This window comes from Bradyrhizobium sp. NC92 (genome assembly GCF_025200865.1).
In the GTDB taxonomy this organism is placed as follows: Bacteria; Pseudomonadota; Alphaproteobacteria; order Rhizobiales; family Xanthobacteraceae; genus Bradyrhizobium.
Map to the genome: position 1 here is coordinate 5,131,809 of NZ_CP104171.1, position 12,365 is coordinate 5,144,173.

Genomic DNA, 12,365 nt, shown 5'->3' on the forward strand with positions numbered 1-12,365 from the left:
CCATGGGCACGACCCGCACCAGCTCCGCCGCCACGCTCCTGATCACACTTGCGCTCGCGGGCTCCGCCGCGCGGGCCGAGATCAAGGGCGACGCCATCCGCATCGGCGTCCTCACCGACATGAACGGCGTGTTCGCGACCGCCATGGGTCCGGGCTCGGTCGAAGCGGCGCGGATGGCCGCCGAGGAGTTCGGCGGCAAGATCAACGGCAAGCCGATCGAGATCCTACAGGCCGATCACCAGAACAAGCCGGATCTCGCCGCGTCGCTGGCGCGAAAATGGTTCAGCGACGGGGTCCAGGCGATCGCCGATGGGGGTAGCTCCGGCGCGGCGCTGGCGGTGCAGGAGCTGGTGCGCGGCAACGGCAAGATATTCCTCATCTCCGGCGCCGGCGCGAACCAGCTGACCGATGACGCATGCGCCCCAACCAGCGTGCAATGGACCCAGGACGCCTATTCCACGGCGACCGCCGTGGTCTCCGGCATCATGCAGACCAGCAAGGAGCCCTGGTTCTTCATCACCGGCGACTACGCCTTCGGTCATTCGATCGAGGTGACCGCGCGCGAGCGCATCGCCGCACTCGGCGGCAAGGTCGCCGGCAGCGTCAAGGCGCAGCTCGGCACGCCCGATTACAGCTCATTCCTGCTTCAGGCGCAGTCGTCAGGCGCCAGGATCCTGGCCATCAACGTTGCCGGCGACAACGCGACCGCCATCAAGCAGGCCGAGGAGTTCGGGCTCGCCAGCCAGGGCATGAAGATCGTGCCGATGTCGTTCCAGAACGTCGACATCGAAGCGGTTGGGCTCAAAGCGACGCGCGGTGATCTCATCGTCACCTCCTTCTTCGAGGATGTCTCGCCGGCAGCCCGGAAATTCTCCGATGCGTTCCATGCTCGCCGCAAGGCGATGCCCTCGCAGATCCAGGCCGGCGTCTATTCCGCCGTGCGCCACTATCTGCAAGCCGTGAAGGACACCGATTCCGACGAGGGCGCCGTCGTGATGGCCAAAATGAAGGCGACGCCGGTGTCGGACGCCTACACCACCAACGGCCGCATCCGCGAGGACCAACGCATGGTGCACGATCTCTATCTGGTGCAGGTCAAGACTCCGGAGGAATCCAAAGGCCCGTGGGACTTCGTCAAGCTGGTCGCGACGATCCCGCCCGACCAGGCCTTCCGCCCGCTCGATCGCAGCAAATGCAGCCTGGTCGGCAAGTAAGGCGCTTGGAAAACGCCTCAAACAAGACTTTGACCGTCAGGCGAGATAGCGCGCCAGATAGCCTTCCATCGCGTAGAGCGCGCAGAGCGCGAGGCTCGACCACACCGCCGCGCTGAAATACAGGAACATCCAGGTCAGCTCGCCCTTCCAATGCGCGATGTCGTGGGTCACCACCCAGCGCGTCGCAACGTCGTGTAAGCCTTCGAGCAGGCCCAAGAACCTGCCGCCCTCGGCGTGCCCTGCCCGCCAGCGGCTGAGATACATCGGCACGTCGACGGTGACGAGGAAGGCGAGGAAGCAGGCGATGCCGATGATGCCAGCGATCAGCGCCCAGCGCACCACGCCCTGGAATTCCGGCATTAGGCGGCACAGCGCGATGCCGGCGAGGAAGAAGGTCACCGCCCACAGCGAATTCTCGATCGCGTTGTAGAGATAATTGGTGGTGACCACCGCGTACCAGGAGAAGCACTCGGCGATGATGATCACCGGGACAATCACCCATGCGATGTTCACCGCCGTCTCGGCGCCGGTCATGGTGCCCAGTTGATGCAGGATGATCGCCCATTGCGCGGCGAAGCAGACCTCGGCCACGGTCGCAACCGAACGTCCGACGAAGACGCTGGAGAGCCAGGTGTCGAACAGGCAGATGCGCTGCACGTCGGCGCGCGGCAGCACCGAACGGAACGCGCAGCCGAACACATAGCCGGCGCACAGCAGGAACATCAGCCCGATATCCGAGCCGCCACTGATGCTGCCCGCGACCGTCGGGTAGAACTCACGGTACAGCATGAACCAGACGAGGATGTTGGCACTGCTCACAAGCGTGAGGGATCCCCACCACCACGCGAGGGGATTTGACCGCGCCTGCCACTGCAACATGAACCGCTCCGCAAAATTTATCGATCTGACATGTCGTCGTAATAATCCTGTCACAGGACGGCATGCAACCACGACAAAAATCTGTGTGTGCCCTGTCGTTCCAGCGGTGCCCGCAACCGGAAAACAGGCGGACAGGGAGCGTCCACATATCGGACAATTCTGCCGCAGATAGCGAATTTATTGGACATTCGAAATCTGTCCGTCTGATATTCCGGGGATGGCTCCGACCGGCTCCTCCAAACCGCAGCATCCGCTCTCCTCCGCCGCAGCCGTGCTGGCGGAGAGCGCCGACGACGCCGCTTTCGCCACCACGCTGGCCAAAGGGCTGGTCGTGCTCGAGGCGTTCAAGGCCGGGAGCACGCTGTTGGGCAACATGGAGCTGTCGACGCTGACGGGCATCCCGCGCCCGACCGTGGCGAGGCTGACCCATACGCTGGCCCAGCTTGGCTATCTCCGCTACGACGCCGAGCGGTCGAAGTACCGCGTCGGTGCACGGGCGCTGCGCATGGCGCATCCTCTGCTCGCCGGGATGCAATTCCGCCAACTGGCGCGGCCGATGATGCAGGAGCTGGCCCACAGCGTCCGCGGCACGGTCTCCATCGGCCTGCTCGATGCGACCTCGATGATCTATGTCGAGACCGCGCGCTCCGGGGATGTCGGCCCGCACGTGCCCGATATCGGCATGCCCATTCCCGTCGTGATGACCGCCATGGGCCGCGCTGCGGCGGCGGCCCTGCCGCCGGCCGATGCAGACCGGCTGGAACGGAATCTCGCGGCCGAAGATGCCGGCCTGTGGTCGGCCGTCCGCGACAAATACCGCGCCGGGATCGCGCAATGCAAAAGCCGCGGCTTCTGCACCTGCTGGGGCGAGTACATGGCCTCTATCCACGCCGTCGCCGCGCCGCTGTTTCATGTAAGCGAATCGAAGCAGTCGTTCTCGATCAATTGCGGCATCCCTGCCTTCCGGCTCCAGCCCGGGCAGCTCGAGGGCGAAATCGGTCCGCGCATCGCGGCGCTCGCCGACAGCGTCCGGGCCGTGGTCGGAGCGGCGATGCCCACGGCCGAGACGCGCAAGCAAAACAAGAAGAGCGCCAGGACATGAACAAAAGAGCTGGCGCCCCATCTCCGGGAGGCCATCATGACCATCACACGCCGAGCACTGCTGGGCGCCGTCGCCGTCGGCGTCTCGGCCTCGTCATTTTCCGCCTACGCTGAGGACGTCTGGCCGTCGCGGATGGTGCGGCTGATCTCGCCTTACGGTCCCGGCGGCTCCAACGACATCTCGCTGCGCTTGCTGGCCGAGGAGTTCAGCCGCAGTCTGCGCCAGCAATTCATCGTCGAGAACAAGCCCGGCGCCGGCACACGCATCGCCAACGACATGGTCGCCCATGCGCCTGGCGACGGCTATACGATCCTCTACGTCGCGGCGCCCTACGCCACCGCCGAGGCGCTATTCGGCAAGCTGACCTATGAGCGCGGGGATCTGCAGCCGATCGCGATGGCCGTGATCGCACCGCTGTTCCTCATCATCAGTGCCGATGCGCCGTTCAAGACGCTTCCCGACTTGATCGCCTACGGCAAGTCGAAGCCGGACGGACTGACCTTCGCCTCTCCCGGCGCCGGCTCGCAGCCGCATCTTGCCGGAGAGCTCCTGTTTCGCGATGCCGGCGTCAAGGGTCTCAACATCCCGTTCCGCGGCGATGCCGCCTCCTACACCGAGCTGCTCGCCGGACGCGTCGATGCCACGCTGACCGCGCTGCCGACCGCCCTGCCCTACATCCAGAGCGGCAAGTTCACCGTTCTCGGCGTCGCTTCGGCCGAGCGCAGCGCGCTCTACCCGCAGGCGCCGACGCTGCGCGAGCAGAGCTTTCCCAACGTCGTCGCCGCCGGCTGGTACGGCTTCATGGTGCCGTCCACGACGCCGCGCGCCGTCGTCGACAAGCTCCAGGCCGAGGTTCTGCGCGCGCTCGCCGAGCCTGCGATCAAGGACAAGCTGACGGCCCAGGGCCTCGAGGTGCGTGCCGGCACCGCGGCCGAGTTCGGCCAGTTCATCGACGCCGAGACGCAGAAGTGGGCCAGATTGATCCGCGAGGCCGGTCTCAAGGGCGAGTAGGAGCTGGCGCTGCTTCTCGCACTGGACTGAGGTGGCGAGAGCCCGTTTGGCCGGCGCCTAGCGCCCTTCGGCGTAACGGCCACCGCCGCGGATGAGGCCGTCGCGTTCCTCGGCGTGGCGCTGGTATTCGGAGATCGCGCGGTTGGCCATGCGGATTCGATTCGTGTGTCCCTTCTCGACCATCACGGTGATACGCTGCGCCAGGAACACGCAGGCCTCGAATTCGTCGCGAATGGCGCCCGTCCGCACCAGAAAGTCCCAGGCGATCTCGTAGGCCTGCTCCGCCGCGGGATTGCGATAGTCGCTGAAGATGATGTGCGTCATCACTGCCAAACCCTGATGGCAGCGATCGTTCCTATGGCTCGCGCATGCGAGGGAACCGGCAGCGCCGCGCGTGAATGCGGCCCCGGCGAATTGCCGCCGGAGCCGGATCGCATGTGCAAGCCGCTGAAGGCTGAATCCAGAGCGCGTTCAACTGGTCATCCGTCGTTCGGGATGATGCGATACATCGATGCCCGAACAATCACCTCGTATCACCGCTTCATTCCCGCCACATAAGCCGCCAGCTTGTCGAGCGTCTGGTAGCCGTATTCGACGGCGCCGAAGCCGATCATGCCGTCGCGCTGCTCGGCGCTCGAGGCCAGTTGCCGCATCATCAGTACAGTCTTGCCGTTGCTCTGCTCGGCAAAGGTGACGGTGAAGCGGAACATGCCGGGATCGTCGTCCTGGTCGAGGCCATGATCCATCTCCATCAGCGACGGCCGCTCGATGCGGCGGAAGCGCATCCGGTTCGGATAGACCGTGCCGTCGGGCCCGATCATGTTGAAGCGCCAGACGCCGCCGACACGCACATCGATCTCGAAGGTCTCGACCTTGAATCCCTTCGGGCCGAACCATTGCGGCAGATGTTTCGGGTCGGACCATGCCTCGAACACCAGATCGCGCGGCGCGTCGATCACGCGCGACATCACGATCTCGCGGTCGAGCGACCATTGCGACAGAGCGGGATTGGCAGAACTCGTCATGATTAGGAACCTTTCCGTTTGGTTGTCTTGGACGGCCGCTTGGCGCCCGCCCTTTCTTTCTCTTTCTTGAGCTTCATCACATAGGCCTCGAAGCGGTCGAGCCGCGCTTCCCAGACCGCGCGCTGCTGCTGGAACCAATCCTCGGCGCCGACGAGCGCATCCGCGCTGAGACGGCAGGTGCGCACGCGCCCGGACTTCTCGGACTGAACGAGCCCGCTCGTCTCCAGCACATGGATGTGTTTCATGAAGCTCGGCAACGCCATGTCGAAGGGACCGGCGAGCTCGCCGACCGACGCCTCGCCCGCGCACAGCCGCATCACGATGGCCCGCCGCGTCGGGTCGGCAAGCGCTGCGAAGATCTGGTCGAGATGGGGCAATTGGTTAGCCATGAAGCTAACTATACAAGTGGGATCGCGGACGTCAACAATTGTTAGCCTGATGGCTCAGTTTCGTCGACCGAAGGGAACCCACAACGCGCAATTGTGAATTGGGACCTCGCGCCCCCCTCGCTAAACCATACCGGGGGCGCATCAGCATGATCGATCAGAGCACGTGCCGCCTGTTGTCATCTCATCCCCGATCACCCGGCGAAACTTCGCCCGCGCCGCATTCATTCCGGTTGCGATGGCGCTTTGCCCGCCCCGCGCCTCCGCGGATTCCGACATGATCGCGCAGATACGCGACATCGTCGCCGGCGCGCTGGCGCCGACCGCGACGCCGGACCATGCGGGCGGCCTCGCCGCCGCGCTCTATGCCGGCCGCCATGTCGAGTTCTTCAGCTACGGGTTCGCCGACGATGTGACCGGACGTAAGGTGACGCCCGATACGCTGTTCAACCTCGCCTCCTTGCGAAAGCCGTTCGAGGCCACGCTCGCGGCGCTCGGCATGCTGCGCGGCGAGCTGCGGCTCGACGATCATTTGCCGAGATATCTGCCCGAGCTGACCGGCAGCTACATCCGCAACGTCACTGTTGGCGAGTTGGCGACGCACACGTCGGGGCTGCTGCTCCCGACCGATCATCCGCCCTGGCCGAACGAAGAGTTTACGCGCGAGCAGTTCATCACCATGCTGAACGCCTTCGAGCCGGCGCCCGGCGTCGCACCCGGCCGGCAACGCGTCTACACCCATGCCGGCTACGTGCTGCTTCAGCTCGTGCTGGAGCGCCGCTACGGCATGCCGATCCATGCGCTGATCGAGCACCGCATTCTCCGCCCCCTCGTCATGCACTCAACTTTCGTCCCCCAGCGCGGCCCGGACAATCGCGCGGTCTTGGACGGGGCGGCGATACAGCGCGTGGTCCAGGGCTATTCCGACCAGGGCACGGCAATCGGCCCGATCGGCAACCAGCAGAGCTATTTCGACTTTCCCGGCACCGGGCAGATGTTCTCCTCGGCGCGCGACCTCGCGACGTTCGTCGCCGCCTGCGTCGACGGCCGCGCGATCGATCCGCATTTGCGCGAAGCCCTGCGGCTGACGCAGCGCGAGGCCTTCCATGTCGATGAAAAATTCGGCCAAGGCATGGCCTGGGAGACCGTGCGCCTCCCAGGTGTCACCATCGTCGACAAGCCCGGCGGGCTCAACAACGCCTCCGGCTATATCGGCCTGGTGCCGGCGCGGCGGATCGGCATCGTCCTGCTGGCCAATCGCGGCGAATATCCGCACGAGATCGCCCGCTACAAGATCCTGCCGGAACTGGCGCGGCTGATAGCCTCACATTGAGACGGCCGCCTCAGACCGAGCGCATCAGCCCGCCATCGACGCGGATGTTCTGGCCGGTGATGTAGGCGGCGCCGTCGGAGGCCAGGAACGAGATCGTCGCCGCGATCTCCTCGACCTTGCCGTAGCGCTTCATCGGCACGCTGTCGCGTCGCGCGTCCTGCTGAGGCAGGCTGTCGATCCAGCCCGGCAGCACGTTGTTCATGCGGACATTGTCGGCCGCGTAAGTGTCGGTGAAGATCTTGGTGAAGGCGGCGAGCCCTGCGCGGAACACCGCCGAGGTCGGGAACATCGCGCTGGGCTCGAACGCCCAGGCGGTCGAGATGTTGATGATGGCGCCGCCCCTCTGCGCCTGCATCAGCGGCGTGACTAGCCGGGTCGGACGGATCACGTTCAGGAGATAAGTGTCGAGGCCGGTGTGCCACTGCTCGTCGGTGATCTCGGTGATGGGGGCACGCGGCCCATGCCCGGCGCTGTTGACGAGCACGTCGATCCGCCCCCACTTCGCCATCGCGGCCTCGACGAGGCGCTTCAGGTCGTCGTTCGACTGGTTCGAGCCGGTGACGCCGATGCCGCCGAGCTCGGCCGCCAGCGCCTCGCCCTTGCCCGAGGACGACAGGATCGCAACGCGAAACCCGTCCGCCGCCAGCCGCCGCGCAGCCCCCGCCCCCATGCCGCTGCCGCCGGCGGTAACGAGCGCAACCTTCTCCGCTGCCATGACCGATGATCCCTTCAGTTGAGGCGAGCCGCAGGCTCGGCCTATCATGAGGCCTTCTACAGCCAGACCTGTCGGCAGGTCCATGGCCCAAGGCATCCATCACGAGCGGCTTGAAATGAGTGATCTGCAGATCCGCAATTTGCGGCCCGACGAAATCGCCCTCGCCGTCGACTGGGCCGCGGCGGAGGGCTGGAATCCGGGGCTGGCGGATGCCGCCTGCTTTGCGATCCCCGATCGCCAAGGCTTCTTCGTCGGCGAGATCGACGGTGAGCCGGTCGCGACCGTCTCCTGCGTCAATTACGATGACCGCTTCGCCTTCCTGGGCTTCTATATCGTGCGCGAGCGCTTTCGCGGCGTCGGCCATGGCCTGCGCATCTGGAATGCAGCGATCGCGCATGCGGGCGCGCGCGTGGTCGGCCTCGACGGCGTGGTGGCGCAGCAGGAGAATTACAAGAAGTCGGGATTCCAGCTCGCTTACGCCAACATCCGCTATGGCGGCACTGTTGCGGAATCGGTGAAGCCGCCGGCCGATGTCGTTGCGCTCGACAAGGTCCCGTTTGCGCTGGTGGAAGCCGATGACGCCACCGTCTTCCCCGCCGCGCGCAGCGCCTTCCTGCGCGCCTGGATCAACACACGAGGTCATGTCGGCCGCGCGTTGCTGCGCGACGGCAGGCTCACCGCATGGGGCGTGATCCGCCCCTGCCGGACGGGCTACAAGATCGGCCCGCTCGTCGCCGACGACCGCACAGCCGCGGATCAAGTCGTGCAGGCCCTGCTCGGAAGCGCGGGCGCCGGCGAGGTCTTCCTCGACGTCCCCGCCGTCAATCCCGCCGCAATCGCGCTCGCCGAGGAGCTCGGCCTGAAGCCGGTGTTCGAGACGGCGCGGATGTACACCGGGCCGATCCCGCCGCTGCGGCTCGACCGCGTCTTCGGCGTGACCAGCTTCGAGCTGGGTTAACTCAGTAGCAGCGCATGATGTTGACGGTGTGCTCGCTGCCGCCGCGGCCGGGCACCGTCACCTGCTCCGTCGGGCAGCTCGGCACATAGGGCCGATCGGACGGCACGACATTCGGCGGATAACGATGCGTCCAATCCCAGGGCACATCATAGGTGTAGGTGTAGCGAACATCGGCGGAGAGCGACTGGTTCATATCGGCGAAGGGCTGGCTGTAGCCGGCGCCGTCGTAGAAGTATCCGCCGCCGCCCGGCCAGTAGACCCATGGCGCGCTGCGGCGGTGGAACCGGGCGCCCGGCCCCACGTGCGGACGGGCCCCGTGCGGCGGGGCGGCTGCTGCTGCGACGCCTGGCGCCGCGGCGCCAGCAGGTCTGGAAAAACTGTCAGCGGAGCTCAGCAGCAGCATAGCGGCGCTGAGCGAGGCGACCAACGCCCCATGTGATCTGGCAATCATGATACGCACCACACTGGTTTGGCTTTGCGAAAGCAGCTCCCCGCGGGGAGGCTAGGCCGGGCCGTCGCCCACCCGCAAACGTATAATTAATTATTGGTTAAGGCACGCGATTAGCCGGGAACCGGATGCGGCAGAACGCCCGGAATTCGCGTCTGATTTCAGCGACTTCGTCCCGTCAGCGGCCCTGCTGCTTGCGCAGCCAGTCGAGCATGTCCTGCGGGCTTGCGCTGCCCTGTGTCACGATCGCGGTATTGCCGCCGCTGCGGCGATAGACCGTCGTGCGCCCGGGCTCCTTCTCGATCTTGACCTCGGCCTCTGCCGGATCACCGCTCTGCGTGATGACCGAGGTGCCGTTCTCGTCCTGGACCACGGTGGTATGACCGTCGCCGGCCCCGGCCGGCGCCATTGCAACCACGCTCATGAATCCCAGTCCGGATGCGAGCAGAAGCAGCTTCATGTCACACCTCCATCATCGGCCGAACTGGAAGATCGCCAGCCAGTTGAAACGCCCGAACTGCCTCACCGCTCCCGTGTTCATGTCTCCGATCTGGAGCAGGAGCGCGTTGGTCGAATTGCCGATCTGGGTGATCTCGGCGGTGTTGCTAACCCCGGACTGACCGATCACCGCATTGGTGGTGCCGCCGACCTGGATCACATTGGCATAGTTGCGCGTGCCGTTCTGGATGATGGTCGCGTCCACCGTGCCGGTCCCGCCGATCTGAATCACCCGCGCGATGTTGATGCGGCTGTTCTCCTCGATCGTGACAGGCTGAACATTGTCGCCGAACTGCACGACCGTTTCGATGCTGACGTTCCGGTTGGTCACGCTGCGCTGGACCGTCCCGGCGCACGCCTGCGTCGCCGCACCGATGGCGGCGAGCATTGCCGCCAGGGCCAAAACCCGCCTCAGCACCTGACTGCCGCCTCGCATCGCGCTTCCCCGTTCGTTGTCGACACTGACGAGATCGCTCGCGCGTCAGGGGCCGGTCTGGACGATGGTCGAGGCGTTGACGGTGCCGAACTGCGCCACCGTGCCCGCATTCATCGTGCCGAGCTGGGATATCAGGCTGGTCGCCGACTGGCCGGCCTGGCCGACATAGGCGAAGTTGTTGCCCCCGGTCTGCCCGATCGATGCGGAACTCGTTCCGCCGAACTGCAGGACGCCCGTGGCGTTGTTGCTGCCGTTCTGCGTCACGGTCGCGCTGGTCGTGCCTCCGATCATGAACACACCCGCCATGTTGAGCTGGCTGTTCTGGTTCAGCACGACGGGCGGTCCGCCGACCGAGACGATGGTCTTGATGTCGGCGGTCTGTGCTGTCGCCGAAAGGGCGCTGGCCAGATACAGAGCGAGCGTTGCGGCGCATGCGCCGCCCAGATGACGTTTCATGACATGCCTCACCACTTCGATCTGCTCACGGCGCCTGCTGGAGAACAGTCGATCCGTTCAGGATCCCGAGCTGTCCGACTCCGGCGGTGTTGTTCGCGCCGATCTGGCCTATCAGGCTCGAATTGGCGCCGCCGACCTGGCCGGTCAGTGCGGTATTGGTTGCGGTCGCAGTGGTGCCGCCCTGCCCGATCACCGCGGTGTTGACCGTGAGCAGCGAGCCCGTCTGCAAGGTGGTCGCGGTATTGGTGGCACCGAACTGCAGCGTCGTGGCGCTGTTGCTGGTGCCGCCGCTCTGCGAAATGAACGAAGTGTTGGTCGTGCCGAATTGCAGCACGCTGGCCGAGTTGCCGGCCCGGGCATCGGCTGCCGTCAGTGCAGCGAATGCCGCAACCGTTGCAATGAAATAGGTGATCCGCATGTCATGTCCTCCGCGAGAATGAGCGAGCGTCGCAATTGATCGCCCTGCCCGGTTGCGGTGCCGGAATGGCCCGGACGCACCGACCTGGATGCGTCCGGCCCAAACGAACCGTGGCTTCAGTGCGCCGTCTGCGAGACGGTGCTGCCGTTGATGCCGAACACACTGATCTGGCCGACGGCGGCGGCGTTGTTCTGAAGCGCGGCGGGCCCGAACGAGTTCTGGGTGATCGAGCTGCCGTTGTTGCCGAACGCCACCTGGCCGGTGGCCGCCGAGTTCTGCACGCCGACCTGGTTCACCGTGCTGCCGTTGTTGAGCGAGGCCGCGCTGGTGCCCTGCATCGTCGTCGCACTGTTGATGATGCCGAGCTGGCTGGTCGAGGACGTGTCGTTGGTAAGGCCCTGCTGCGAAACGCTCGAAGTATTCACGACGCCGACCTGCACCGTGGTGGAGGTGTTGGCGGCCTGAGCCGCGGAGGACAGAGCGAGCACGGCAACGGATGCAAAAAACAATTTACGCATGGAGTATCCCTTTCTGGCCAAGTTGTCTGACTGGTTTCGGATGCCTTCCCGGAAAAGAGGCCGACATCGTAGGGATGACTCTGAACCGATCCTGGCCTGCGCGACAGACTGCAGTTCATGCTAGTCGCTCCGGACTAGACGCTGCGTGTCGTCTCCGCTTCGCGCCCCATGCTGTCGACCAGCCGCACCACTTCGATCGGCGTACGCAGCTCCAGCTTTCGCATCATCCTGGTGCGATGGACCTTCGCCGTCACTTCGCTCACGCCAAGTCTTGCTGCGATCTGCTTGGCGACGAGCCCTTCGGCCATCAGCAGCATGATCTCGCGCTCTCTCGCCGTCAGCATCTCGACGCGCTGGCGGGCTTCACGCACGCTGTCTTCGCGTTGCAGCCGCCTGCGGTCGCGCTCGATGCCGTGCCTGATGGCATCGAGGATCTCCTGCTCGCGAAAGGGCTTCGGCAGAAACTCCACCGCGCCGCGCTTCATCGCCTCGACCGAGACGCGGACGTCGGAGTAGCCGCTGATGAAGACGATCGGAATTGGCACGCCCATCTCGGCCAGCCGGCGCTGCAGCTCGAGCCCGGTCGGCGACGTGCCGGGAAACCGCACGTCGAGCACGAGGCATGACGGCCCGGGCGAAACGGTCTCGGCGAGAAACTCTTCGGTCGAGGCGAACAGCTTGACCTGATGCCCGGTCTCCTCGCAGAGACTTCCGATCGCGGCTCGAATCTGGGCTTCGTCGTCAACGACGTAAACTGTGGCTTGATCTGAACTCATGGGGCTCCCCGGCTTGGGGCTCGATGAAAAAGCAACGAGCTATCCATTCTTCTTGCAAGCGAGATCAAGGTGCTTGGATGATTCGCGCAGATCGAGCGAAGCGCGTCGGTCCGCCGGTTCGAAGTCATAGGGCCAACACGCGCCGGAGACGAGTGAAGGCGTTCACATATCGGGCTTCGTGATGGGAGGGCT

17 protein-coding genes are annotated in these 12,365 nt (G+C 65.3%); 5 read left to right on the forward strand and 12 right to left on the reverse strand.

The features are described from left to right. The first annotated feature begins 2 nt into the window (after positions 1 to 2). A complete protein-coding gene (locus tag N2602_RS24115; protein ID WP_172783277.1) occupies positions 3 to 1,214 on the forward strand; it encodes an ABC transporter substrate-binding protein in 1,212 nt (403 codons plus the stop codon). Between the two features lie 36 nt (positions 1,215 to 1,250). Here N2602_RS24115 and N2602_RS24120 read toward each other — a convergent pair whose 3' ends face one another. Next, entirely contained in the window at positions 1,251 to 2,093 is an 843-nt protein-coding gene (locus N2602_RS24120; protein WP_260379679.1) for a hypothetical protein, read from the reverse strand. Between the two features lie 217 nt (positions 2,094 to 2,310). Between N2602_RS24120 and N2602_RS24125 the strand changes: the two genes are divergently transcribed. Beyond that, positions 2,311 to 3,195 (forward strand): IclR family transcriptional regulator, encoded by an 885-nt coding sequence (locus N2602_RS24125; protein ID WP_172783275.1) that lies wholly within the window; start codon positions 2,311 to 2,313, stop codon positions 3,193 to 3,195. 36 nt (positions 3,196 to 3,231) lie between these two features. After that, on the forward strand, positions 3,232 to 4,206 hold the full coding sequence (locus N2602_RS24130; RefSeq protein ID WP_260379680.1) for a tripartite tricarboxylate transporter substrate binding protein: 975 nt from the start codon (positions 3,232 to 3,234) through the stop codon (positions 4,204 to 4,206). A 57-nt stretch (positions 4,207 to 4,263) separates the two neighbouring features. Here N2602_RS24130 and N2602_RS24135 read toward each other — a convergent pair whose 3' ends face one another. The 3 genes from N2602_RS24135 to N2602_RS24145 all read right to left on the reverse strand — a co-directional run bounded on the left by N2602_RS24135 (position 4,264) and on the right by N2602_RS24145 (position 5,620). After that, positions 4,264 to 4,530, reverse strand: coding sequence for a hypothetical protein (locus N2602_RS24135; RefSeq protein ID WP_212254995.1), 267 nt, complete (start codon positions 4,528 to 4,530; stop codon positions 4,264 to 4,266). 209 nt (positions 4,531 to 4,739) lie between these two features. Continuing rightward, the gene (locus N2602_RS24140; protein ID WP_172783272.1) at positions 4,740 to 5,231 is read right to left on the reverse strand and encodes an SRPBCC family protein; all 492 of its coding nucleotides are present in this window, start codon (positions 5,229 to 5,231) and stop codon (positions 4,740 to 4,742) included. A gap of 2 nt (positions 5,232 to 5,233) precedes the next feature. Further along, a complete protein-coding gene (locus N2602_RS24145; protein ID WP_260379681.1) occupies positions 5,234 to 5,620 on the reverse strand; it encodes a helix-turn-helix transcriptional regulator in 387 nt (128 codons plus the stop codon). A gap of 274 nt (positions 5,621 to 5,894) precedes the next feature. Here N2602_RS24145 and N2602_RS24150 point away from each other — a divergent pair, with 274 nt between their 5' ends. Further along, positions 5,895 to 6,950: a serine hydrolase gene (locus tag N2602_RS24150; RefSeq protein ID WP_260379682.1), complete on the forward strand. Its 1,056-nt coding sequence runs from the start codon at positions 5,895 to 5,897 to the stop codon at positions 6,948 to 6,950. 10 nt (positions 6,951 to 6,960) lie between these two features. Here the strand turns inward: N2602_RS24150 and N2602_RS24155 are convergent, their stop codons facing one another. After that, complete coding sequence (locus N2602_RS24155) at positions 6,961 to 7,665, reverse strand: SDR family oxidoreductase (protein WP_260379683.1); 705 nt, start codon at positions 7,663 to 7,665, stop codon at positions 6,961 to 6,963. Positions 7,666 to 7,780: 115 nt separating this feature from the next. Between N2602_RS24155 and N2602_RS24160 the strand changes: the two genes are divergently transcribed. Continuing rightward, entirely contained in the window at positions 7,781 to 8,623 is an 843-nt protein-coding gene (locus N2602_RS24160; RefSeq protein WP_260379684.1) for a GNAT family N-acetyltransferase, read from the forward strand. Position 8,624: 1 nt separating this feature from the next. Here N2602_RS24160 and N2602_RS24165 read toward each other — a convergent pair whose 3' ends face one another. The 7 genes from N2602_RS24165 to N2602_RS24195 all read right to left on the reverse strand — a co-directional run bounded on the left by N2602_RS24165 (position 8,625) and on the right by N2602_RS24195 (position 12,173). Then, the gene (locus tag N2602_RS24165; RefSeq protein WP_260379685.1) at positions 8,625 to 9,074 is read right to left on the reverse strand and encodes a hypothetical protein; all 450 of its coding nucleotides are present in this window, start codon (positions 9,072 to 9,074) and stop codon (positions 8,625 to 8,627) included. A gap of 175 nt (positions 9,075 to 9,249) precedes the next feature. After that, positions 9,250 to 9,531, reverse strand: coding sequence for a hypothetical protein (locus tag N2602_RS24170; protein ID WP_172783266.1), 282 nt, complete (start codon positions 9,529 to 9,531; stop codon positions 9,250 to 9,252). Positions 9,532 to 9,543: 12 nt separating this feature from the next. Next, entirely contained in the window at positions 9,544 to 10,005 is a 462-nt protein-coding gene (locus N2602_RS24175; RefSeq protein ID WP_172783265.1) for a curlin, read from the reverse strand. A 45-nt stretch (positions 10,006 to 10,050) separates the two neighbouring features. Next, complete coding sequence (locus N2602_RS24180; RefSeq protein ID WP_212254990.1) at positions 10,051 to 10,461, reverse strand: curlin; 411 nt, start codon at positions 10,459 to 10,461, stop codon at positions 10,051 to 10,053. 25 nt (positions 10,462 to 10,486) lie between these two features. Beyond that, complete coding sequence (locus N2602_RS24185; protein ID WP_260379686.1) at positions 10,487 to 10,879, reverse strand: curlin; 393 nt, start codon at positions 10,877 to 10,879, stop codon at positions 10,487 to 10,489. 116 nt (positions 10,880 to 10,995) lie between these two features. Beyond that, complete coding sequence (locus N2602_RS24190; protein WP_172783262.1) at positions 10,996 to 11,397, reverse strand: curlin subunit CsgB; 402 nt, start codon at positions 11,395 to 11,397, stop codon at positions 10,996 to 10,998. 134 nt (positions 11,398 to 11,531) lie between these two features. Next, positions 11,532 to 12,173 carry a response regulator transcription factor gene (locus tag N2602_RS24195; RefSeq protein ID WP_172783261.1) on the reverse strand — a complete coding sequence of 214 codons (642 nt, stop codon included), beginning with the start codon at positions 12,171 to 12,173 and terminating at the stop codon, positions 11,532 to 11,534. Positions 12,174 to 12,365 lie beyond the last annotated feature (192 nt).